At 65.5% G+C, this 22,442-nt stretch carries 23 protein-coding genes and 1 pseudogene; 12 read left to right on the forward strand and 12 right to left on the reverse strand.

Going from position 1 to position 22,442, the window contains the following annotated elements; all coding sequences use genetic code 11:
* Window positions 1-50 precede the first annotated feature (50 nt).
* Entirely contained in the window at window positions 51-1,169 is a 1,119-nt protein-coding gene (sfnG, locus tag ACIBI6_RS01055; RefSeq protein WP_396954942.1) for a dimethylsulfone monooxygenase SfnG, read from the forward strand.
* Window positions 1,166-2,374, forward strand: a complete 1,209-nt coding sequence (locus ACIBI6_RS01060) for an SfnB family sulfur acquisition oxidoreductase (protein WP_396954943.1) — start codon at window positions 1,166-1,168, stop codon at window positions 2,372-2,374. The genes sfnG and ACIBI6_RS01060 overlap by 4 nt, the downstream gene beginning before the upstream one ends.
* 68 nt (window positions 2,375-2,442) lie before the next feature.
* Here the strand turns inward: ACIBI6_RS01060 and ACIBI6_RS01065 are convergent.
* A pseudogene (locus ACIBI6_RS01065) lies at window positions 2,443-2,568 on the reverse strand (transposase); the annotation flags it as partial.
* Window positions 2,569-2,659: 91 nt separating this feature from the next.
* Between ACIBI6_RS01065 and ACIBI6_RS01070 the strand changes: the two are divergent.
* The 3 genes from ACIBI6_RS01070 (at window position 2,660) to ACIBI6_RS01080 (ending at window position 4,917) form a co-directional block, all read left to right on the forward strand.
* Entirely contained in the window at window positions 2,660-3,805 is a 1,146-nt protein-coding gene (locus ACIBI6_RS01070; RefSeq protein WP_396954944.1) for an RNA-guided endonuclease InsQ/TnpB family protein, read from the forward strand.
* A gap of 61 nt (window positions 3,806-3,866) precedes the next feature.
* Window positions 3,867-4,403: an NAD(P)H-dependent oxidoreductase gene (locus tag ACIBI6_RS01075; protein WP_364350147.1), complete on the forward strand. Its 537-nt coding sequence runs from the start codon at window positions 3,867-3,869 to the stop codon at window positions 4,401-4,403.
* Window positions 4,396-4,917: a flavin reductase family protein gene (locus ACIBI6_RS01080; RefSeq protein ID WP_396954945.1), complete on the forward strand. Its 522-nt coding sequence runs from the start codon at window positions 4,396-4,398 to the stop codon at window positions 4,915-4,917. The genes ACIBI6_RS01075 and ACIBI6_RS01080 overlap by 8 nt, the downstream gene beginning before the upstream one ends.
* Before the next feature lie 174 nt (window positions 4,918-5,091).
* Here ACIBI6_RS01080 and ACIBI6_RS01085 read toward each other — a convergent pair whose 3' ends face one another.
* Window positions 5,092-5,976 carry an aromatic prenyltransferase gene (locus tag ACIBI6_RS01085; protein WP_396954946.1) on the reverse strand — a complete coding sequence of 295 codons (885 nt, stop codon included), beginning with the start codon at window positions 5,974-5,976 and terminating at the stop codon, window positions 5,092-5,094.
* 158 nt (window positions 5,977-6,134) lie between these two features.
* Between ACIBI6_RS01085 and ACIBI6_RS01090 the strand changes: the two genes are divergently transcribed.
* Window positions 6,135-6,587: a VOC family protein gene (locus ACIBI6_RS01090; RefSeq protein WP_396954947.1), complete on the forward strand. Its 453-nt coding sequence runs from the start codon at window positions 6,135-6,137 to the stop codon at window positions 6,585-6,587.
* A gap of 96 nt (window positions 6,588-6,683) precedes the next feature.
* Here ACIBI6_RS01090 and ACIBI6_RS01095 read toward each other — a convergent pair whose 3' ends face one another.
* Window positions 6,684-7,376 (reverse strand): NAD(P)H oxidoreductase, encoded by a 693-nt coding sequence (locus ACIBI6_RS01095; protein WP_364349912.1) that lies wholly within the window; start codon window positions 7,374-7,376, stop codon window positions 6,684-6,686.
* A gap of 132 nt (window positions 7,377-7,508) precedes the next feature.
* On the opposite strand from ACIBI6_RS01095, the gene ACIBI6_RS01100 reads away from it, so the two are divergent.
* Window positions 7,509-8,444 carry an AraC family transcriptional regulator gene (locus tag ACIBI6_RS01100; RefSeq protein ID WP_396954948.1) on the forward strand — a complete coding sequence of 312 codons (936 nt, stop codon included), beginning with the start codon at window positions 7,509-7,511 and terminating at the stop codon, window positions 8,442-8,444.
* Window positions 8,445-8,532: 88 nt separating this feature from the next.
* Here ACIBI6_RS01100 and ACIBI6_RS01105 read toward each other — a convergent pair whose 3' ends face one another.
* The gene (locus tag ACIBI6_RS01105) at window positions 8,533-8,913 is read right to left on the reverse strand and encodes a helix-turn-helix domain-containing protein (protein ID WP_364349918.1); all 381 of its coding nucleotides are present in this window, start codon (window positions 8,911-8,913) and stop codon (window positions 8,533-8,535) included.
* Window positions 8,914-9,048: 135 nt separating this feature from the next.
* Between ACIBI6_RS01105 and ACIBI6_RS01110 the strand changes: the two genes are divergently transcribed.
* Window positions 9,049-9,456, forward strand: coding sequence for a RidA family protein (locus ACIBI6_RS01110; protein ID WP_396955247.1), 408 nt, complete (start codon window positions 9,049-9,051; stop codon window positions 9,454-9,456).
* A 177-nt stretch (window positions 9,457-9,633) separates the two neighbouring features.
* Here the strand turns inward: ACIBI6_RS01110 and ACIBI6_RS01115 are convergent, their stop codons facing one another.
* Entirely contained in the window at window positions 9,634-10,062 is a 429-nt protein-coding gene (locus ACIBI6_RS01115; RefSeq protein WP_396954949.1) for an organic hydroperoxide resistance protein, read from the reverse strand.
* Window positions 10,063-10,217: 155 nt separating this feature from the next.
* Here ACIBI6_RS01115 and ACIBI6_RS01120 point away from each other — a divergent pair, with 155 nt between their 5' ends.
* Window positions 10,218-10,898 carry a winged helix-turn-helix transcriptional regulator gene (locus ACIBI6_RS01120; RefSeq protein WP_364349924.1) on the forward strand — a complete coding sequence of 227 codons (681 nt, stop codon included), beginning with the start codon at window positions 10,218-10,220 and terminating at the stop codon, window positions 10,896-10,898.
* Window positions 10,899-11,001: 103 nt separating this feature from the next.
* Here the strand turns inward: ACIBI6_RS01120 and ACIBI6_RS01125 are convergent, their stop codons facing one another.
* The 4 genes from ACIBI6_RS01125 to ACIBI6_RS01140 are packed head-to-tail and all read right to left on the reverse strand — an operon-like array spanning window position 11,002 to window position 15,180.
* On the reverse strand, window positions 11,002-11,259 hold the full coding sequence (locus ACIBI6_RS01125) for an HPr family phosphocarrier protein (RefSeq protein WP_364349927.1): 258 nt from the start codon (window positions 11,257-11,259) through the stop codon (window positions 11,002-11,004).
* A 29-nt stretch (window positions 11,260-11,288) separates the two neighbouring features.
* Window positions 11,289-13,454 carry a fructose-specific PTS transporter subunit EIIC gene (locus tag ACIBI6_RS01130; protein ID WP_396954950.1) on the reverse strand — a complete coding sequence of 722 codons (2,166 nt, stop codon included), beginning with the start codon at window positions 13,452-13,454 and terminating at the stop codon, window positions 11,289-11,291.
* 11 nt (window positions 13,455-13,465) lie between these two features.
* Window positions 13,466-14,416 (reverse strand): 1-phosphofructokinase family hexose kinase, encoded by a 951-nt coding sequence (locus ACIBI6_RS01135; protein ID WP_364349933.1) that lies wholly within the window; start codon window positions 14,414-14,416, stop codon window positions 13,466-13,468.
* A complete protein-coding gene (locus ACIBI6_RS01140) occupies window positions 14,413-15,180 on the reverse strand; it encodes a DeoR/GlpR family DNA-binding transcription regulator (RefSeq protein ID WP_364349936.1) in 768 nt (255 codons plus the stop codon). Before ACIBI6_RS01140 ends, ACIBI6_RS01135 begins: the two co-directional genes overlap by 4 nt.
* Window positions 15,181-15,325: 145 nt before the next feature.
* On the opposite strand from ACIBI6_RS01140, the gene ACIBI6_RS01145 reads away from it, so the two are divergent.
* On the forward strand, window positions 15,326-17,038 hold the full coding sequence (locus ACIBI6_RS01145; protein WP_396954952.1) for a phosphoenolpyruvate--protein phosphotransferase: 1,713 nt from the start codon (window positions 15,326-15,328) through the stop codon (window positions 17,036-17,038).
* An 87-nt stretch (window positions 17,039-17,125) separates the two neighbouring features.
* Complete coding sequence (locus ACIBI6_RS01150) at window positions 17,126-17,335, forward strand: hypothetical protein (RefSeq protein WP_387287959.1); 210 nt, start codon at window positions 17,126-17,128, stop codon at window positions 17,333-17,335.
* Window positions 17,336-17,363: 28 nt separating this feature from the next.
* Here ACIBI6_RS01150 and ACIBI6_RS01155 read toward each other — a convergent pair whose 3' ends face one another.
* The 3 genes from ACIBI6_RS01155 to ACIBI6_RS01165 form a co-directional block, all read right to left on the reverse strand.
* Window positions 17,364-17,912 carry a DUF779 domain-containing protein gene (locus tag ACIBI6_RS01155; protein ID WP_364349945.1) on the reverse strand — a complete coding sequence of 183 codons (549 nt, stop codon included), beginning with the start codon at window positions 17,910-17,912 and terminating at the stop codon, window positions 17,364-17,366.
* Window positions 17,912-19,435, reverse strand: coding sequence for an aldehyde dehydrogenase (adh, locus tag ACIBI6_RS01160; protein ID WP_396954953.1), 1,524 nt, complete (start codon window positions 19,433-19,435; stop codon window positions 17,912-17,914). Before adh ends, ACIBI6_RS01155 begins: the two co-directional genes overlap by 1 nt.
* A gap of 91 nt (window positions 19,436-19,526) precedes the next feature.
* Window positions 19,527-20,816 carry a transcriptional regulator gene (locus ACIBI6_RS01165; RefSeq protein ID WP_396954954.1) on the reverse strand — a complete coding sequence of 430 codons (1,290 nt, stop codon included), beginning with the start codon at window positions 20,814-20,816 and terminating at the stop codon, window positions 19,527-19,529.
* A 189-nt stretch (window positions 20,817-21,005) separates the two neighbouring features.
* On the opposite strand from ACIBI6_RS01165, the gene ACIBI6_RS01170 reads away from it, so the two are divergent.
* A complete protein-coding gene (locus ACIBI6_RS01170) occupies window positions 21,006-22,265 on the forward strand; it encodes a cytochrome P450 (RefSeq protein WP_396954955.1) in 1,260 nt (419 codons plus the stop codon).
* Window positions 22,266-22,442: the final 177 nt, after the last annotated feature.

Genomic DNA, 22,442 nt, shown 5'->3' on the forward strand with positions numbered 1-22,442 from the left:
GTGCGCCCCTTCCTGGCGATAGACGGTTCCCCGACACCAATGGAGTAAGTATGACCACAGAGCACATCGCCGATCAGATCCGGTTCGCCTACTGGGTGCCGAATGTCAGCGGGGGGCTGGTCACCAGTGATATCGAACAACGCACCAGCTGGGACTTCGAATACAACAAGAAGTTGGCGCAAACCGCGGAGAACAACGGGTTCGATTACGCGCTGTCCCAGGTCCGCTATACAGCCTCCTACGGTGCGGAATACCAGCACGAGTCCACCTCGTTCAGTCTCGCGCTGCTCGGTGCGACCGAGCGGCTCAAGGTGATCGCCGCGATCCATCCCGGACTCTGGCACCCGGCCGTACTGGCCAAATTCGGTGCCACCGCCGATCACCTCTCCAACGGCCGGTTCGCCATCAATGTCGTATCCGGTTGGTTCGCAGGGGAATTCACCGCCCTCGGCGAGCCGTGGCTGGAGCACGACGAACGGTACCGCCGCAGCGCCGAATTCCTCGAGGTGATCCGCAAGATCTGGACAGAGGATGATGTCAACTACGGTGGCGATTTCTATCGCATCCGCGATTTCACGCTGAAGCCCAAGCCGCTGAACACCCCCGAACGTCCGAATCCCGAACTGTTCCAGGGTGGTAACTCGACCGCGGCGCGCCGCAATGGTGGCCGCTACGCCGACTGGTACTTCTCCAACGGCAAGGATTTCGACGGCGTCACCGAACAATTGGATGAGCTGCGCAGTATCGCCCAGGCGAATCAGCGCGAGGTCAAATTCGGTCTGAACGGTTTCATCATTGCTCGCGATACCGAGAAGGAAGCCCGCGATACCTTGCGCGAAATCATCGAGAAGGCGAATAAGCCTGCGGTGGAAGGCTTCCGGGACGCGGTGCAACAAGCCGGTGCGTCATCGAAGGACCGCAAGGGGATGTGGGCGGATTCGACGTTCGAAGATCTCGTGCAGTACAACGACGGATTCCGTACCAAGCTGATCGGCACACCCGAACAGGTCGCCGAGCGCATCGTGGCCTACAAGGAACTCGGCGTCGACCTGATTCTGGCCGGTTTCCTGCACTTCCAGGAGGAGGTCGAGTACTTCGGCGCGAAGGTGTTGCCGCTGGTTCGCGAACTGGAGGCCGCACGTACGCCCGCCACTGTGGGGCACCGATGACCGCCGTCGTCGCCGACCGGATCGAATCCGCCGCACACGCGTATTCGGTTGCGGCACAGCTTTCTTGGGGGTTTGCCGACGGCGCGGCGGCGCGTGATCGCGGCCGGGAGTTGCCATTCGCCGAAGTGGATCGACTGGCGGCGAGTGGGTTGCTGGCAATCACCGTGCCCGCGGCATTCGGGGGCGCGGATCTGCCGCCGAGTGCGGTGGCGGAGGTGGTGCGCATTCTGGCGGTCGCCGACCCGAATATCGCGCAGATTCCACACAGCCACTTCGTGTATCTGAACCTGTTGCGCTTGGCGGGTACCGCGGATCAGCAGGCGCGGTACTTCGGGCAAGTTCTGGCGGGCGCTCGGATTGCCAACGCGCAGTCCGAGCGCGGCACTGCGACTGTCGCCGATATCGCCACTACGGTGCGTCCGGTGGGGGATCGCTTCCGTATAGATGGCGTCAAGTTCTACTGTACGGGTTCGCTTTTCGCAGATCTGCTCGCGGTGCTGACCCGGCTCGATGATCCGGAGAGCCGCAGTGGACTGCCTGCGGGCGAGTACATCGCATATCTGCCAGCCGATACACCGGGCGTACGAATCATCGACGACTGGAACGGCATCGGCCAGCGCACCACCGGCAGCGGGACCATCGAATTCGCGGAAGTCGCGGTCGAGCCGACTCAATTGATTGCCCGCTCGGCGGCCGTGCACGCGCCGACAGGCTACGGTGCCTACGCACAACTGCTGCATGCCGCGATCGACACCGGCATCGCTCGTGGCGCGCTCAGTACCGCAACGGAATTCGTACGCACTTCCAGCCGTCCCTGGTTCGAATCGGGTGTCGACAGGGCGATCGACGATCCACTGCTCATCCAGCGTTTCGGTGAGCTCTCGGTCGCGGTGACAGCGGCCGAGGCCACGCTCACCGCCGCCGGTGTTGCCGTCGACGCCGCCGTCTCCGCTACCGAATCCGTTGCTGCGGCATCGCTTGCCGTAGCCACCGCCAAGGTGCTCGCCGATCGAGCCGCCAACGAGGTCTCGGCCGCATTGTTCGAGGTCGGCGGAACACGCAGTGCCGCAGCGGATCTGAACCTGCACCACTTCTGGCGCAATGCCCGCACCCACACCCTGCACGACCCGGTCCGGTGGAAATATCAGCACATCGGCCGGGCACTACTGCACGACACCGCGCCACCGTTGCACGGCGTGATCTGATCGAGCGAGAAGAGGATACGGAAGTGACCGAGAAACGTAGCGCGCAAGCCCGGTCCTTCAGGGTCGGGTTAGCGCATCAACTTCGGTCTTCCTGGGGTACGGGGCGGCCGTCGCTGCTGCTCGATGTATTGCTGGATGATCGACAGTGGCGCGCCGCCGCAGGAGGCAGCGAAATAGCTCGGGGGCCAGAAGTTTCCGTTCATGCTGTGCCGGTTCACTCAACCACGGCATCCGTCACGAAGGCGGTCCGAATTCGAAACCATGGACCAATGATGAAGTCGAATTGTGCAGCTACGGTACAACTTCCGCGTCTATCCGACGCCGGGCCAGCAGATTGCGTTGGCTCGGGCGTTCGGGTGCGCGCGGATGGTGTACAACGATTGCCTGCGGGTGCGGCAGGAAGCACATTCCGCCGGTGTGAAGGTGTCCGACACCGAGATTCAGCGCCGGGTGGTCACGTTGGCGAAGCGCAGCCCGGAGCGGGCGTGGCTGGCGGACGTGGCATCGGTGGTGCTCATCCAAGCGTGTCAGGATGCGCGGGCCGGGTACCGGAACTGGTTCGATTCCCTATCCGGCAAACGCAACGGCTCCAGGCTGGGCGCGCCACGTTTCCGGTCTCGCAAGGACAACCGGCAGTCGATCCGGTTGACCCGCAACGGGTTTTCGCTGCGGCCGGGCGGGCGGCTGTATGTGGCGAAGATCGGCGAATTGGCTGTCCGGTGGTCACGGGAACTGCCGTCCGAACCGTCTTCGGTGACCGTGATCAGGGACGCGGCGGGGCGATACTTCGCGTCGTTCGTGGTGCAGGTGGACGATCAGCCGTCGCCGCCGGTCGATTCCGAGGTGGGTATCGACCTGGGGTTGTCGACGTTCGCGGTCCTGTCGGATGGGAAGCGGATCGAGTCGCCACGGTTCCTACGGCAGGCGGAACGCCGGTTACGGAGAGCGCAGAAAGCGTTGTCCCGCAGGGACAAGGGTTCGGCGAACCGGGCGAAAGCTCGGCTGAGCGTCGCCAAGGCTCACGCCAAAGTGGCCGACACACGCCGGGATTGGGCGCACAAGCAGTCCACGATGATCATCCGCGACAACCAAGCGGTGTTCGTCGAGGATCTGTGCGTGAAGGGTCTGGCCCGCACCAGGATGGCGAAATCTGTCCACGACGCCGGCTGGGGCATGTTTACTCGGATGTTGGAGGAGAAGGCCCGGCGGTCTGGGCGGCATTTTGGGAAGGTCGACCGCTGGTTCCCGTCAACGCAACTGTGCTCAGTGTGCGGGGCGCTCAGCGGGAAGAAGCCATTGCATGTCCGAGAGTGGACGTGCCCGTGCGGCACCATCCACGACCGCGATCTGAACGCGGCAGTCAACATTCTCGCGGCGGGACGCGCCGAGAGTTTAAACGCCTGCGGAGGGACCGTAAGTCCTGCCGCCTAGCGGGAGGCGAGTCCCTGTGAAACAGGAACCCACCGGAGCGGCACATGGTGCCGCGGGAGGAATCCCGGTCGTTCACAGCCGGGAGGATGTCAAAGTTACGGTCGTCGTCGGTAATCCGAAGCCAGCCTCTCGTACCCTGACCGCGGCAACGCTGGTCGCCGCGGGATTACGCCCGGACGTGGAACCGGAGGTGATCGACCTGGTCTCCTACGGCGCGGGCCTGCTGTCCTGGGGTGATCCAGAGGTCGCGGCCGCCGTTCACACGGTGGCCAGTTCGGAGCTGGTGGTCTTCGCCAGTCCCACCTTCAAGGCCACCTACACCGGGCTGTTGAAGCTGTTCCTCGAACAATTCGAGGGCGGTACCGGACTGGCCGATGTGGTGGTGGTGCCGCTCATGCTCGGCGCGGGCCCGGTCCATGCGCTCGCCCCGGATCTGCTGCTCAAGCCGGTGTTGGTCGAACTCGGTGCGACGGCGGCGCTGCCCGGTCTCTACCTGTCGGACAGTACTTTTCAGGAAGACGGCGCCATCGCCCGCTACACCGAACGCTGGCGCCCGGTCGCCGCTGCCCTCGCCTCGAAGGCGGCCAATCATGCGTGAGCTCTTCGAATTCCCGTCCGACGGTTCCGGCCTACGTCGTGTCTTCGCCAGCTTCCCCAGCGGTGTCGTCGCGGTCTGCGCCGAAATCGAAGGGACGCCACATGGCTTGGCGGTGAGCACCTTCGTCCCGGTCTCGCTGGACCCGCCGCTGGTGTCGTTCTGCGTGCAGAACAGCTCGGCGACTTGGCCGAAGCTGGATACCGCAACGCACCTCGGTCTGAGCCTGCTCGGCACCGATCAGGAGCACGCGGCTCGGGCACTGAGCAACCGCAACGGCAACCGCTTCCACAATGTGGATGTGCACCGTGGCGCGGCCGACGCGATCTTCATCGAGGGCGCGACGGCGTGGATCGAGGGCGCGGTCGAGGCCCGCATCCCCGCGGGCGACCACACAGTGGTCATCCTCCGGATCAACCGCCTCGCCGCCCGCGCCGATGCCGAACCACTGATCTTCCACGGCAGCAAATTCCGCAGCCTGCACCCGCACCGGGAGATCACCGAGATCGCCAGCTGACATTCGATGAGCTAGTGCCTCGTCCGGATGGCTTGTGCGCCACCCGCTCCGGCTGTTCGCCGAGCGTAGTGATGTGGCCGTCGAATGCGGCGTGGGCGACCACGATTGGACTGCGTTCGACGGAACCCTCCGAACCAAGGCTCTCGATACGGCAGAAGCTATCCGGGCGAGATACTAGGTCGGGCGGGGTGCGGTGCCGCCTGGGAAGGTGGCGGCGCGGACGCCCGCGTATTCGGCCTGGACCTTGTAGTAGCGGTTGGTCGGGCCGTAGGTGGCATAGAAGACGAAGCCGCGGGTTTCGGGGTCGGCGAATGGTGCATCGGCGACGAAACGGGCCAGGACCGGGTCGAGGTCGGTTGGGAAGCTGGACGGTTCGCAGCGCACCGGGAAGCAGATGCGCTCCATGCGCGATGAGGTCCAAGAGAAGGTGCGGTAGAGGTTGAAGGTGCGGGCCAGTAAGGCCAATTCGGTTTCGGTGGGTGCGGTGAAGTCGAGTTCGGCCAGGATTCCGGTGATATCCGCGGGAGTTAGGTAGCCGGGCTCGAAGACATTCGAGTACAGGTTCATCGTGCGGGCGTCGAAATCTACTGCGAGAATCCCGATTCGGCCGCCGTAGCGGGACAGATGGTCGGCGTGCGCGCGCGCGGACTCCGGGATTCCGGAGAAGGCGAGAATCCGCTCCACGCTGATCAGTTCGGGAAAGACCAGCCAGATCTTCTGCACCCCACTGGCGATCGCGAGATCGACACCCGAGCTGACCGGGACTTCGGCGGAGATCTCGGCAAGCAACTGTTCCATCGGATGGCCCGTATAGGTGAGAAGTCCTGCGCCACGCAGTTTCTCGATGAGCTCGGTGGGCTCGCCGGGGTGCATCACCCGGGCGTTGACTTCGCGCTCGGGCACCGGATGTGTGGTGGTCCGCACGCCCACAACCGAATTGGTCCATAGCTCAGCCAGTGTTTCCAGTACCGGATCCGCGATCGCGGGGTCGTAGCGAACCTCGGCCAGGCGCGCGTACTCTTGCAGATCGTTCCGGAGTCGATCGAGTGTCCTTGCCATGACGTTCATCGTCCCGAAACGTCCGGCCGATCGCAGCGCTTCGCATGATCTCGCGGGCGAATTCAGGGCGTTGGCAGCCCATTCGATGGTGAAGTTCGGTTGCCGATCGCGGACCCGGCGTCCGTGAGGTGCGCCCGTTGTTGCGGTAGGTTTCGGCGGTGGCTTTGAACTGGAAACTGGTCGTCGACACCAGGGACGCCTCCGCCCTCGCCGACTTCTGGGCCGCGGCACTGGACTACGAGGTGGAAGACCCGAGCGCCCTCGTCGAGCGACTACTGGCCGCCGGGCAGCTCCCCGCGGCCGCGGTCGTCGACCATCACGGACGCAAAACCTTCCGCGGCTACGCCGCCATCCGCCACCCCGACGACCCCTTCGACTCGATCAGCGGCGTCGGCCAGGGGCGGCGAATGCTCTTCCAGGACGTTCCGGAGGAAAAATCCGGTAAGAACCGTCTACACATCGACGTGCACAGCGAGCCTGGCACCCTTGATGCGCTGGTCTCGCGATTGGAAGCATTGGGAGCAACCCGGATCCGCGAAATCGATAAGGGACCAGCCGGTCACTGGTGGGTTATGCGCGACCCCGAAGGCAACGAGTTCTGCGCCGCATAGGATTTCCTCTTCAGTGTCGAACACGGGGCCGACTCGCGGTTGCGGCGGTGGCCGGGTTCGGTCCGCGCCCAGCGCCGGGAGGTATGCCTTCAGTGGTCAGGCCGGAACCCTGTCGGCGGCGAGGAAATCGTCGACGAAGCCGAGCGCCCGCTCTTCCAAGCCCGCATAGTGGGCTTCGCGGACCGCGCCGGTGAGGGCCTCGTCGAGCAGCAGATTGCCCGCGGCATCCACGCGCTGCCGCTTTTCTTCCGCGCCGGGCAACAACCCCACCGAGGACTGTGTGAGGCCGCAGTAATAGGCGATACCGTCGTTGAGTTGCGCGCTGAGCGCATCCTGCATGAGCTCGACGACCGCGTCGTCGTCTGCCACGCCCGCCAGGCCCAGCCACAGCATCCGCTTGCCCGCGAGCCGGGGTTTGCTGCGGCCGTAGGCGAATCCGTAGTTCCACACCCGATCGATCCAGCCCTTCAGAATTGCCGGGACCTGCATCCAGTACACCGGGAACACCGCGACGATCACGTCGGCGGCGAGGATGCGCCGCATGTGATTCTCGACTTCGGGGGAGTATGCCTTCTCCCGGTTGCCCCATTCCGGGAGGTCGGCGGCGCTCATCCGGGGATCGAAGTTCTCGGCGTGCAGGTCCAGCAGATCGATCCGGTAGCCGAGCGCGGCGAGCCGTCGGGTGGCCAGCTCGGCGATATGGGCCGTGAGCGAGTCGGGCCGGGGATGAGCGACGACGACCAGCGCGGTACGGGTGGTCGCGATGTCCACGGTCGAGTTGTGCTGCACGGGTGCCTCCTCTGTGGGTCCGGAGTTCCGGACGATCGGTTGTGCGGTCTGGGTTTCATTCCACACTCCGGGCAATGGACGATCTATGGGTAAGGATCTACATTCGATAGGAGTTCGTCTACCGTCGATGGTGTGGATCCATTGAGCAAACTGCTGAGCGGTATCCGTGCCGAGGGAGCTGTGCTCACCAACGCGGTCTTGGAAGCACCGTGGAGCATCCGGTTCGCCGACGAAGCGCCGCTGACCATGGTCACCGTGCTGCGCGGTGGCGGAACACTGCTGCTGTCCGGCGGTCTCGAGCATCGGATCACGGTGGGAGACACCGCGATCGTGCGCGGCCCGGAAACGTTCGTCCTAGTCGACCGCGCGGATACTGTCGGCCTACCGCACGAGGAGTACGAAGTCGCCTGCTTCGCGCCGGACGCGAAATGCGATCCCGCGCTGGACAGCGGTCGCTGGGGGAACGACCCCGCCGGTGAGACCGCTCTGATTGTCGGCGCCTATCGGGCCTCCAGTCGGCGCCACGAACGGCTGCTGCGTGCTCTACCACCCGTCCTGGTCGTGACCGACGATGTGGAGGTGTGCGCGTGGATGGAGTCGATCGCCGCGGATGCGGCCCGACGTCCGGCCGGAGCGCAGGCGATGATGGACCGGCTGCTCGACTGGGCGTTGGTGTGCACGCTGCGCAACTGGTTCGACGAGCTGGACGCTGACGCGCCGGGTTGGTATCGCGGGCCGGCCGATCCGGTGGTCGGGCCGGCATTGGAGGCCATGCACGGAAGGCCGGCCGCCGGTTGGACGGTCGCGTCGCTGGCCGCCGAGGCGGGGGTATCGCGGGCGCTGTTCGCCCGGCGGTTCTCCGAGGTCATGGCGCAGTCGCCGCTGGCGTATCTCACCGAATGCAGGATGGATGAGGCGGAGGAACTACTGGCCGACCGGAGTCTCACAGTGGCGCAGGTCGCGAAGGCTGTCGGTTATGCGGACGCTTTCGGTTTCAGCGCGGCGTTCAAGCGCCATCGAGGTATCCGCCCCAGCGATTTCCGCGCCACCGCCGATCTCGGAGCGTGAACCGGTACCCAGCCGTCGGGCCGCCTGCATGCTCGGGCTGTCACCGACTTTGGGCACTGAAGTCCGCGCGCTCCGCATTCACCGACCGTTAGGCTTCGAAGTGCCGCCGGGCGGACTCGATGTGCTGGAAGTACCGGTAGGTCCACTCGCACATTCCGTCGACCGTCGCTCGAAGTCCGTGGCCTGCTTCGGTAAGGGTGTATTCGACCCGGGGCGGGACGGTGGGGTGGACGGTCCGCTCGGCCAGGCCGTTGCGCTCCAACATACGCAGGTTCTGGGTGAGCATCTTGTGGCTGATGCCCTCGACTCGGCTGCGCAGCTCGCTGAAGCGCAGGGTGCCCTCCCCTAGGGCCTCGATGATCAACAGCGCCCACTTGTTGGCGACATCAGAGAAGATCTCCCGCGCCAGGGAGTCGGCTCGCCGCAGGTTGGCATCCTCGGCCGAGCCGCTGAGCTGCTTGGTCACCATAAGGTTCCTCAGTCACTGAAAAGTGCGTTCTTCCATGTCAACGCACACTCTCCTACAGTTCCTGAGTAACTACAAGAGACCAAAGGTCGTTTGACGAACACGGGCTTCAGGAGCCCGGACAAGGAGGCGGACAGCATGGCTATCACCCTGAAGAATCCCGATGGACTGCCGAAAATCGATGTCTACCGGCAGGTGGCGATCGCCTCGGGTTCGAAGTTGGTCTTCATCGCCGGGCAGGTCGCCTGGGACGCGGAAGGGGGCACGGTCGGCGAGGGCGACCTCGCCGCGCAGGTTGAGCAGTGCTACTTCAACATCGCCACCGCGCTGGGCGAGGCCGGCGGTTCCTTTGGCGACGTAGCGAAACTGACCTTCTATGTCGTCGACTGGACTGCCGACAAGATGCCCGCGCTCCTGGAGGGAATCTCCCGGGCGACCGCGAAACTGGGGGTCACTCCGGTGCCGCCGGCCACGCTGATCGGCGTCGCGGCGCTGGATGTCCCCGAGCATCTGGTCGAGATCGAAGCCACCGCGGTCCTCGACTGAATATGTACCGCTGAGCGGCCGAGCGGTGAGCTACCAATGGCATACGGGCTCCTGATCCACTGCCTGGGAACAGCCGCTGAAACCGCGGTCCGCCGGATTCTGGACGGGCTGTTACCGGCTGCACTGAATCTGTTGTGATGCCCCGCTTCTCTCATCGTGAGAGGAGCGGGGAAGGGGTCACAACCGGGTGCCGTTGACCACCAGTGCCACGTCGATGTTGCTGCGCGTGGCGTTGGAGTACGGGCAGACCTGGTGGGCCGTCTCGACAAGTTCGATTGCCTGGTCGCCGGTGAGCGAGGGCAGTGAGATTCGCAGTTCGACGCCGAGTTCGAAGCGGCCGCCGTCGATTGGGATCAGTGAGACCGATGAGTCGATCTCCGCGTCGTTCGCCTCGAGGTTCCCGCGCTGCCCTAGCAGGGCAAGTGTAGTGCCGAAACAGGCGGCGTAGCCGATTGCGAAGAGCTGCTCGGGGTTGGCTCCCGCACCGTCTCCGCCCAGCTCTTTGGGCTGCCGTAGTTCCAGATCCAGCCGTCCGTCGGATGTGTGCCCTCGGCCGTTCCTTCCCCCAGTGACGTGCGCTTCCGCCGTGTACAGCGCCTCGGTCATATTGAACTCCCTTCGCTAGCTACCAGTAAAAGAACTTGGCACTTCTGGAATAGGAAGTCAATGGGTTAAAGTTTGGAATCTGACGAGAGCGCCAAGCCGTTGGTCCTGGCCTTCGTTCATCCAAGAACGGGAAGCGTGGAGTCTAGAATTAGGAAGTGGACCAGCGAACCTATAACCAGTACTGCGCGACCGCGCGCACCCTCGACCTTGTCGGCGAGCGCTGGACGCTGCTGTTGATCCGCGAACTGCTGACCGGGCCCAAACGGTTCGGCGACCTGCAGGCCAGCATGCGCGGCTTGGGCACTGGACTGCTGGCCGCCCGCCTCAAACATCTCGAGCGCGAGGGACTCGCACAAAAGATCACGCTCCCACCGCCCGCCCGAACCCCCGCGTACGCCCTCACCGAGGCTGGCGAGGAACTCGGACCGCCGATCCTGGGACTGGCTCGATGGGGCCTGAAGTGGGCGATGGGTGAACGCCGCGAGACCGAGACGTTCCATCCGGGCTGGGCGGTGCTCGGCCTACAGGCCTGCTTCGATGCCGAGGTCGCCGCCGGGCTGCGCGCGGTGTACGAGTTCCGGATCGACGATGAGATCTTCCATGCCCGGATCGACGACGGGACGATCGAGGCGCTGCACGGACCTGCTCAGCACCCTGATGCGACTATCACGATCAGCGAGGAAGCGTTCCTCGACGTGACGAGTCAGGGGCGAACCTTCGCCGACGCGATCGAGACCGGTGCTGCGTCGGCGTCCGGGGACAGCGAGGCCTTGCGCAGGCTGAAGGGCCTATTCCGATTGCCGCCCTCGCGTTCCCGCACGCCCGATCACACGTGATTGTGCCGGCTGGAGCCGTCGCGCACCTAGGTCGATGGAGAGTGCGCGTAGGTTCGCGAATCAGCCGATGAGACAAGGGAATCGGCGTCAACGGACCGGTCGTTCAGGCGTCGAGGTCGGTAGCTACGAGTTTAGCTACGAGCTCGAGGGCGTTGGCGTCGTCGCTGGTGACGACTACGTCGGTGCCGTGGGCCGCGCCAAGGGTCATGATCATGAGGGCCGAGCCCGCGTCTACGGGGTCGCCGCCAACGAGGGAGAGGGTGACCTCGGCGCCGGAGTCGGTGACGGTTTCGGCGATGATGTTGGCGGGGCGAGCGTGCAGGCCGATGGCGGAGGCGACGGTGACAGTGGTGCTGGCCATGGGGATTCTTCCTTGGGTGAGAGGGGATTTCAGGCGGTGGCGAGGGCGGGGGTGCGTGGCTTGATGAATTCCTTTGCGGCGGTGACGCAGAGGGCGGCGACGGCGGTGCCCGCGACGAGGGCGGCGAGGAACCAGACGATGTGGCCGACCGCGAAGAAGACGAAGATGCCGCCGTGCGGTGCGCTGAGCGTGGTTCCGGTCGCCATGATCAGCGCACCGGTGACCGCGCCACCGGCCATCATCGAGGGGATCACGCGCAGCGGATCGGCGGCCGCGAAGGGGATCGCTCCTTCGGAGATGAAGGAGGCACCGAGAAGCCATGCGGCCTTGCCATTTTCACGTTCGGCCGTGGTGAACAGCCGGGGCCGCAGAACCGTGGCCAACGCCATGGCCAGCGGCGGGACCATGCCGGCGGCCATGACGGCCGCCATGATGCGCAGCGAGGCCGGATCAGTGACCGACAGTCCGGCCACGGCGAAGGAATACGCGGCCTTGTTGACCGGGCCGCCGAGGTCGAAGCACATCATGAGGCCGAGGATGGCGCCGAGGGCGAGGGCGGAGGTGCCGGTCAGGCTGTTGAGCCAATTGGTGAGTCCGCTGGTGATCGCGGCGAGCGGCTTGCCGAGGAAGATGAACATCAACGCGCCGACAATCAGTGAGGCGGACAGCGGGATGACCACGACCGGCATGAGTCCCCGCGCCCATTGTGGGGCAGGCAGTTTCGCCACCCACAGGGCCGCGAATCCGGCGATCAGACCACCGACGAGGCCGCCGAGGAATCCGGCGCCGACGAAGACGGCCACCGCACCGGCGGTGAATCCTGGTGCCAGGCCTGGTCGGTCGGCGATGGCGAAGGCGATATATCCGGCGAGAGCGGGTACCAGGAAGCTGAACGCGAGCGAACCCAGTTGGAACAGCACCGCGCCGAGATAGGTCGGTAGGCCGCCGTCGGGTAGTGCGGTCAGCGAGTTGTCGAGCACGATCTTCTTGGCGTGGTCGGCGATTTCGTAGCCGCCGAACAGGAATCCGAGCGCGATGAGCAAGCCCCCCGCGGCGACGAACGGGATCATATAGCTGACGCCGGTGAGCAGGATCTGGCGCAATCGGGTACCCCAGCCGAGTGTGGCGGGTGCTGAATCGCCATCGCTGCGTGCCGATCCCGCGACGGTCGCCGCCGTGGGGTCGAGGGCGGCGCGCAGTGCGTCGGCGACCATGGTGTCGGGCTCGTTGATCGCGCGTTTGACTCCGGATTCCACAACCGGCTTGCCCGCGAATCGTTCCCGACCGCGTACACCGACGTCGGTGGCGAAGATGACCGCGCTCGCGGCGGCGATGGTTTCGGCCCTCAGCGGGGTGCTGCCGCTGGAACCCTGGGTCTCGACGTGCACCGTGACACCCGCGCGGTCACCGGCGGCGACGAGGGAGTCGGCGGCCATGTAGGTGTGGGCGATGCCCGTCGGACAAGCCGTGACCGCGACGATTGTTTGCCCGGCCGGTGCGTCGGCCGAAACGCCGTCGCGCGCAGGTGTTGTCGCGCTGTCCGAGCTGCCGCGTCCGGCCGCTGTCGAAGGTGTGCTGTTCGAATCCGATTCGCGTGCGGATGTGGTGCCTTTCGAAGCCGCTCGGGACGCGGATGCGGCGTTCGCGGCGTTACCGTTCGAAGCAGCTCGGGACACCCTGGCGTCGCTCGAAACAGACTCCACTGCAGGGGTTTTGGGCGTCATCGCAGGCTTCTGCGTAAGCACATCCGTAACCAGCGAAACCACCTCATCAGCGCTCGCGGCACCCCGCAGCGAACTCACGAACTCCGGCCGAACAAGCGCCCGAGCCAAACTCGACAACAACTTCATATGCTCGGCCCCGGCACCTTCCGGCGCGGCGATGAGGAATACGAGATCGGCGGGGCCGTCGGCAGCACCGAAATCCACCGCAGGTTCCAACCGAGCGAACCCGAGCGACGCACTGGTCACGGCCACATTCCGGCAATGCGGAATCGCAATCCCACCGGGAAGCCCTGTCGCGGATTGCGATTCGCGTGCCAGCGCCGCATCACGTAATGCGTCGGCAGATGTGGCGCGTCCATTGTCGGTGAGTCGCTGCGCCAGCGTCGCGATGACCGTTTCCTTGGCGCTGCCGAGGTCGGTATCGAGGCTGATCAGCTCGGTGGTGATGATCGAATCATGGGAGTGGGCCATCGCAGTGTCCTTCAGCGACTGTGCAGGGATTCCAACGTCGTGACGGCCACGGCGCGGGGGTCGGTGTGGTGTGGGCCGGGCAGCCCGGTCCCGGGCAGCGCGGCGGCCGCGCTGCCATAGGCGACGGCGCGGCGCAGCCGATCCGGTGCGTCCAGCCCATCGAGATCGGCGAGCAGGTATCCGGCCAGCGCGGAATCGCCTGCTCCCACGGTGCTGCGCGGGGTAATGGCGGGTGCGGCGGCATGCCATGCACCGTCCATGGTGACCAGCACGGCCCCGGCCGCGCCGAGTGTCGCGAGCACGGCATCGACGCCGCGAGCGACCAGCGTGCTCGCCGCGCGAGCCGCGGCGATGGGATCCTCGAGTTCGGCGGGGTCGCCGTGGGTGAGCTGGGCCAGCTCTTCGGCATTCGGCTTGAGCAGTTGCGGCGCAGCCGATTCCAGCTCGGCGGCCAGTGCGAGCAGGGGAGCGTCGGAGGTGTCGACCGCGACCCGAGTGCCCCGCAGCCGGTGCAGCAGATATGCGTACCAGTCCGTGGGGACGGCGGGCGGCAAGGACCCGGACAGCACCACCCAGCTCGCCCTATCGGCGAGTTCATCGAGCTGATTCGCCAGTGCGGCAAGGCATTCGGCGGACAGCGATGATCCGGGTTCATTGATCTTCGTGGTGGTGCCGTCGCGTTCGGCGACGGTGAGGTTGGTGCGCGCCGGGAAGGTGCACGGCACCGCGCGGTGCTCGATATCGGCATCGGTGAGCATGCGCAGCAACGGATCACCGGCATTGCCGGGCAGCACAGCAACGGTCTCGACACCGGCGGCGGCGATCACCCGAGAGACATTGACGCCCTTGCCGCCGGGCTGCGACAGCACGGCCTCGGCACGGTGTACAGCGCCGCGCCGCAATGGATCGGGCAGGCTGACGGTGCGGTCGATACTGGGATTCGCGGTGAGCGTGACGATCATGCCGTGACCACCTCGATGCCGTACTCGGTGAGTTCGTTGTGCACTGAAGGCAGCAGCCCGGTATCGGTGACCAGCACGTCGAACTCCTCGACCGAGCCGAAGCTCAGCAGATCCTCGCGCCCGACCTTGGTGGCATCAGCGACCACTACGACCCGGTGGGCACTGGCGATCATGGCGCGCTTGACCGCCGCCTCATCGGGATCTGGGGTGGACAGTCCGTGGCCGATGGTCAGCGCATTGGTCCCGATGAATGCCACATCGACCCGCAGTTCGCCGAGTACGCGCAGCGCCTCCGCGCCGACCGCGGCCTGCGTGACACCTCGCACCCGACCGCCGATCAGATGCAACCGCACACCGCCGAATCCACTGAGCCGGGCCGCGATGGGCACCGAGTTCGTGACGGCGACGAGTTCGCGGTCCGTGGGCAGGGCGGCTGCCACCCGCGCGGTGGTGGTCCCGGCATCGAACAGCACGCTGCCGCCGGTCGGTGGCAGATAGTCCAGGGCGGCCTTGGCGATGCGGTCCTTCTCGGCGGCACGTGTGTGCTCACGCTCGGTGGTTCCGAGTTCGATCGCGGTGAGCGCCGCCGCGGGCACCGCACCGCCGTGCACCCGGCGGATCAGTCCCATCCGATCGAGGACCGCCAGATCCCGGCGCACGGTTTCGGTGGTGACCCCGTATTGCTCGGACAGATCGGCGACCGATACGCGCCCGCGTTGCCCGACCAGGGCGGCGATGGCCTGCTGGCGCTCCTCTGCGTACATCCGACCCTCCGATTGGCAATGTGTGTTTATGTTGTTTTATGCCCGTCTGTGTTGCTTTGTCAAGAGATTTGAGTAGTCTGGATCACATCGAGCCGAGCTGAGTATCGGTTGCACTCACTCGACATCGGCGTGGAGGAGGAATCGAATGTCCGGATCACCGCAGGCCACGGGTTCCGCGCGGGTAGCGCGCAGTGCCATGACATTGCGCGGCACCCCGGCGGTGCCCGGAATCGCCGCCGCGCCCACCGTGCGTCCGGCGCCACGGATCCGCGTGGACCTTCGTTCCGAACCGGTCGCCGAGTCCGATCGGGCATCCCAATACGAAGCCTTCCTTGCCGCGACATCGGTGGTTGCACGGCGCTTGCGCGAGCGTGCCACCCGTGCGAGCGGCGCGGCCGCGGAGGTGCTCGCCGCGAATGCCGCCATGGCTGCCGATCGCGGCTGGCTCGCCGCCGCCGAAAAATTGATCGCCGCGGGCAGTCCCGCCGCCGTCGCGGCGACCGCGGCAACCGATCAATTCGCCGAGGTTTTCACCAAGCTGGGCGGGCTGATGGCCGAACGCGTCACCGACCTGCGCGATGTATGCGACAGGGTGATCGCCGAATTGGCCGGAGCGCCCGAACCGGGCATTCCTACGCCCACGCGGCCATCGATCCTGCTGGCCGAGGACCTCGCCCCGGCCGATACCGCCGGTCTGGATCCGAATCTCATTGTCGGCCTCGCTACTTCGCGCGGCGGGCCGACCAGCCACACGGCGATCATCGCCCGGCAACTCGGCATCCCGTGCGTGGTCGCGATCGCTGGGCTCGACGATGTGCCCGCTGGCGTCGACGTGCTGATCGATGGGGCGGCCGGACAGGTCGCCATCGGCCCGGACCCGGAAACCGCCGCCCGCGCAGTGGCCGAGTACCGCAAGCAGGAATCGCGTACTGCGGCCTGGACCGGTCCGGGCGCGACCGCCGACGGGCATCGGGTCGAGATTCTCGCCAACGTTCAGGATGGGGCCGGAGCCCGCGCGACGCGCTCACAACCGGCCGAGGGCATCGGCCTGTTCCGCACCGAATTATGTTTCCTGGACCGCGAATCCGAGCCTAGCGTTACCGAACAGGCCGGGATCTATCGCGAGGTCTTCGATGCCTACGCCGGGTCGAAGGTGGTGATCCGCACCCTCGACGCCGGTTCGGATAAACCTCTGCGTTTCGCCGACCATGCCAACGAGGCGAACCCGGCACTCGGCGTGCGCGGCATCCGCATCGCGGCCCACCACACCGGAATCCTGGACCGCCAACTCGACGCGATCGCCCAGGCCGCCACCGACCGCACGCCGACGCCGTGGGTCATGGCCCCGATGATTTCCACTGCGGCCGAGGCGAAGTCGTTCGCCGCCGAGGTGCGAGCGCGCGGGCTGGTCCCGGGCGTCATGATCGAGGTCCCCGCCGCCGCCCTACTGGCCGAGGCCATTCTGGAACACGTCGACTTCCTCTCGATCGGCACCAACGACCTCGCCCAATACACGATGGCCGCCGATCGTATGTCCGCCGACCTCGCCGCACTCACCGACCCCTGGCAACCCGCGGTGCTAGCGCTCGTCGCCCGCACCGCGGCCGCGGGCGTGACTGCGCACAAGCCCGTTGGTGTCTGCGGCGAAGCCGCCGCTGATCCGCTATTGGCCTGTGTCTTAACCGGATTCGGCATCGGCTCGCTCTCCGCTGCCGGTGCCGCGGTGGCCGCCGTGGGTGCCGCCCTATCCACGGTCAGCCTGGAAGACTGTCGCCGTGCCGCAGCCGCTGTCCTGTCGACCTCCGACCCGGACAGCGCCCGCGCCGCCGCCCGAGTGGCCCTTCAGTCCGGTGCATGAGCGACGGTTGCGTCGCGATTGCTGAATGTGCCACTTGGTGATCCAGCAAACCTGAGCGAAACGGTTCGGGAGTGTTGCGGCGATCTGGTGAATATGGCCACCGACACCATGAATCTCGCCGAGCGACGTCAAGCGATCCGACGACTTGTTGCGGTCTGCCACGTAGTCAACAAGCTGGTAGAGCTAGCCGAGACGGAATCGTCCGAACCGTTGATCGCACAGGCTCACACCACGCGCCGGGTGCTCCAGGATTTGGTACTCGACCTGGTGGCGATCGAGCCGCGAACTGGAGTCTGAGCCGGAAACGGCAGGCTCGCAGTAAAAGTTAGCTGTCGAGCGACGGCCGCGTTCGGCTACCGGGGACCGGGCAGGCATCGGCTGCCTCGGCGACTACCTGTGGTTCGCTCGACACCGCCGGACGTTCCCCGCGCTCCCAGCCCGCGCCCGTCACCGGCTCGGCCGCGGCGAGCGCAACTAGCTCGTCGTCATCGAAAACCCTTCCACGACTGAGGAATCGAAACCCTTCCGGCGATTCCAGACTGAAGCCGGAACCGCGACCCGGCACGACATCGAGGACGAGTTGGGTGTGCTGCCAGGCAGCGAACTGAGGTCCCGAGATCCACACCGGCGCAATATCCGCCGGCTCCGGCGCGGTGGCTGGTAACTCATCGACATGCAACCGCAGATCGAGCAATCCGAGTAGCACATCGTGATCGCCGATGATGAATTCGCCTGCGGGATAACACATCGGGGCCGATCCGTCACAGCAGCCACCGGACTGGTGCAGCATCAACGGACCATGCAGTCCGCGGAGGCGACGGAGTAGATCCATCGCCGCCGCGGTGGCGCGCACGCGCCGGGGAACTGCGGCCATCAGAAGAAGCCTTGCGCCTTCGACGCGTAGCCGACCAGCAGGTTCTTCGTCTGCTGATAGTGGTCGAGCATCATGCGGTGATTCTCGCGGCCGATACCGGACTGCTTGTAGCCGCCGAATGCCGCATGCGCCGGGTACTGGTGGTAGGTGTTGGTCCACACGCGTCCGGCCTGGATATCGCGTCCGGCCCGGTAGGCCACCGAACCGTCGCGCGACCATACGCCCGCGCCGAGTCCGTAGAGGGTGTCGTTGGCGATCTTGATGGCTTCGTCGTAATCCGCGAAGGAGGTCACCGAGACAACGGGTCCGAAGATCTCCTCCTGGAATATCCGCATCGAGTTGCTGCCCGCGAAAACCGTTGGCTGCACGTAGTATCCGCCGGACAGGTCGCCGCCGAGATCGGCGCGCTCGCCTCCGGTCAGCAATGTCGCGCCCTCACCCTTGCCGATTTCGAGGTAGGACAGGATCTTTTCGAGCTGATCATTGCTGGCCTGTGCGCCGATCATGGTTTCGGTATCGAGCGGATCCCCCTGGCGCACAGCCTTGGTGCGCACCACGGCCGCGGCGAGGAATTCGTCGTAGATATCGGCCTGGATGAGCGCGCGCGACGGGCAGGTGCAGACCTCACCCTGGTTCAGCGCGAACATGGTGAAGCCCTCGAGTGCCTTGTCCTGGAAGTCGTCATTGGCGGCGAGGACATCGCTGAAGAAGATATTCGGGCTCTTACCGCCGAGTTCCAGCGTGACCGGTATCAGGTTCTGCGAGGCGTACTGCATGATCAGGCGCCCGGTGGTGGTCTCACCCGTGAAGGCGATCTTCTTGATCCGGGGGCTGGAAGCCAGCGGCTTACCCGCCTCGACACCGAAACCATTGACGATATTGACCACACCGGGTGGCAGCAGATCACCGATCAGGCCGATCAGGAACATGATCGAGGCGGGGGTCTGCTCGGCGGGCTTGAGCACGACCGCATTACCGGCGGCGAGTGCGGGCGCGAGCTTCCAGGTGGCCATCAGAATCGGGAAGTTCCACGGAATGATCTGGCCGACCACACCGAGCGGCTCGTGGAAGTGGTAGGCGACGGTGTCGACGTCGATCTGCGACAGCGAACCCTCTTGTGCCCGAATGGCGCCGGCGAAGTAGCGGAAGTGATCGATGGCCAGCGGGATGTCGGCGGCCAGGGTTTCCCGGATCGGCTTGCCGTTGTCCCAGGCCTCCGCGAGGGCGATCGCGTCCAGGTTCTCCTCGATGCGGTCGGCGATCTTGTTGAGGATGATGGCGCGCTCGGCGACCGAGGTCTTGCCCCAGGCGGGCGCGGCGGCGTGCGCGGCATCGAGGGCGAGTTCGATATCCTCCGCGGTGCCGCGCGCGACCTCACAGAATGGCTGACCGGTTACGGGCGTTGGGTTTTCGAAGTACTGCCCCTTGACCGGCGCGACCCATTCGCCGCCGATCCAGTTGTCGTATCGGGTCTGGAACGACATGGCGGCGCCGGGTGTGCCTGGACGGGCGAAGACGGTCATCGAATGCTCCTCGATCTGCTGACTTTCCTACGTCAGATGTGATCCGGAACACTAGAAGCGTCCATGTTGCACGACAGTTGCAAAAAACTGGTCAGATGCCCAATTTGCGATCGAGCAGCCGCAATTGTGTCTTTACCTGGGCATACAGTGAGGACTGCCGGTCCAGGGAGGAGAGGTAGGCGGTCCATGCGGCAACGTCCTCGCGGCCATCGACCGAACCGGTCCAGCGGGCGAGTAGGCGGCGGTCACCGGCCGTCAGCAGGGCCGCACGCAGGCGTCCGCGCAACTCGACGCGCAGGTCATCGATGCCCGGTGCGAGCGATCGCGGCAGGATCGGGCCGGGATAGGCGCGCAACGCCGCCGACGTATCGCCGCGGGCGAGAGCGCGCCGAACCTCGTCGACATCGGTATCGAGATCCATCAGCAGCCGATACGGACGCGAACCGAGACCATTGGCGCCCAACATCTTTCGCACCCGCGACATCTCCGCGCGCACCGTCACCGGATCCAGTTCGGATTCGTCGAGCAGCATGGCGAGATGGTCGGCGCTCAGTCCCTCCGGGAAATTGGCCAGCAGCAAAAGGATTTCGGCATGCCGCGGCGATAGACGGATGCGCTCACCATCGCGGATCAGGGTCGGCCGGGCCGGGCCCAGTGCCTCGAGGCGTGCCGTCGGCGCGAGTGGTTTCGGCATGTCGAGCATGAGCAGTCGCAGTTCGGATTCCGCGGCCGACACTGTCGCGCGAATCAGTGACAACACTTCCGGCGCCGCGACACGCGGTCCGCCGGTGATATCGATGGCGCCGATGATCCGGCCACTGCGCGGATCATGTACGGGCGCAGCGGAACAACTCCATTCGTGCACCACGCGACTGAAGTGTTCGGCCCCGAAGATCTGCACGTGGTGATCGAGGGCGAGCGCGGTGCCGGGCGCATTGGTGCCGACCCGGTCCTCGCTCCAGTCCGCACCCTCGATGAAATTCATGGCCAGCGCCCGGTCCTTGACCTTCGAATCGCCCTCCACCCACAGTAAACGGCCTTCGGCATCACTGATCGCGACGAGTAGTCCGGCATCAGCGGCATCTTCGACCAGCAGTTTGCGCACCACCGGTCGAATCAGCGCGGTCGGATGCGTGGCCCGATACCGTTGCAGTTCAAGGCCATCGAGGTCGACACCGGCGCCGAAGCGATCCGGATCGACGCCGTTGCTGCGGCTGCGCCGCCAGGAATCCAGCACCACCGGGCGCACCGGGTCGATCGGCAGCTGCTCGTCGCTTTCGATGAAGCAGCGATGCGCACAGGACACCTGTCGCGCCAATTGCGCGAGGTCGTCCTCTGGTCGAACGGCCACCCAGGGGTTGCTGTGCGCTGCTGTGCTCAATCGGTGTCCTTCGTGTCGCCCCTATCTACTGTAATGCCGGTCACATGTCGTATGGCCAAGGGTGGGGCGCTCGGTACGCGCGGACCGGACAGCCCACGTAGGCTGGCTCTGCTCTGCGCAGGCGCACGGATGCGTCTGCGGTCGCGCACCATGCTCATCGCTTCTGCACAACGACTGGAGTCACGTCTCTTGACCACGCCAGAGTCGGCAACCACCACTCGCTCCCACCCTGTCCCGCACGGCTCGCCGATTGATACCAACGGACCCCGAATCTCGCTCTACTCAGCGGAATTCGCCGCGAACCCGCACGAGGCTTACCGCGAGATGCGGAAGAGATACGGTTCGCTGGTGCCGGTGGAGTTGGCTCCCGGTGTACCGGCGACCCTGGTGATCGGTTACTACACCGCATTGCAGATCCTCAATGATCCCGACCATTTTCCGCACGATTCGCGAAGCTGGCAGCAAGGCGTTCCCGAGGACTGCCCGGTGCGGCCGATGCTGGAATGGCGTCCGGCGGCGATTCGCTCCAGCGGCCTCGAGCACAGCCGCTACCGGGAGGCGACCGTTGCCGGCCTCGGTGTCGTCGACATGTTCGCTTTACACACCACCGTGGAGCAGATCGCCATACCGCTGATCAACACCTTCTGTCAGGAAGGCACGGCGGATCTGGTCGGGCAGTACGCATTGCCGCTGGCCTTCGCGGTGATCAACGCAATACTCGGCTGTCCGCAGGAGATCAGCCAGCGTGCGGCGGCCGGTATGGCCGCATTGATGGAAGGCGCGGATGCCGCCGTCGAGGGCAACAAAATGGTCATGGACTCGATGTTCGAGCTGATCCAGCTCAAGCGCGACCAGCCGGGCGACGATATAGTCTCCGGATTGCTCGCCCATCCGGCGAAGCTCGACGACCCGGAGATGATCCACCAGGTGCTGAGCCTGTACGGCGCGGGTATGGAACCGACCCAGAATCTGATTGTCAATACACTGCGGCTGATGTTGACCGACACCCGGTTCGGCGGCGGGATACTCGGCGGCACCATGTCCACGCGCGACGCATTGGACGAGGTGCTGTTCACCGACCCGCCACTATCGAACTACTGCATCACCTTCCCGAGGCAGCCGATCTTGATCGAGGGCTCGTGGTTGCCCGCGCACCAGCCGGTCGTCGTCAGCATGACCGGCTGCAACAACGATCCCGCGATCACCACCGGCGAGTACACCGACAACAGCTCCCACCTGGCGTGGAGCGTCGGCCCGCACGCCTGCCCCGCCCGCTCGATCGCGAGCCTGATAGCACAGGACGCGATCGATCAACTGCTGGATGCCCTACCCGAAATGCGGCTGGCCGTCCCTGTCGAGGAACTGGAATGGCGACCGGGACCGTTCCACCGTGCCCTGGTAGCCCTTCCCATCACCTTCCCCAAATCCCCTCCGCTGCAAGTCTTCTGATGCGTACCGGGTGCAATGGCGATCGCATCGGCGCGTCGGGCTGTGCTGCTGAGGCCAGATCGTCTGTCCAGCAGGGGCATTCAGGTGTGCCAGGGTGGTGTTCAACGACAGGTCCCAATCGGGAATTGCCATCGGCCTCGTGTTGCTCACGGTGATGAAGGAGGCGGCGGAACGGTA

Origin of the sequence: Nocardia sp. NPDC050412 (genome assembly GCF_044458825.1) — a bacterium.
Lineage (GTDB): Bacteria > Actinomycetota > Actinomycetes > Mycobacteriales > Mycobacteriaceae > Nocardia.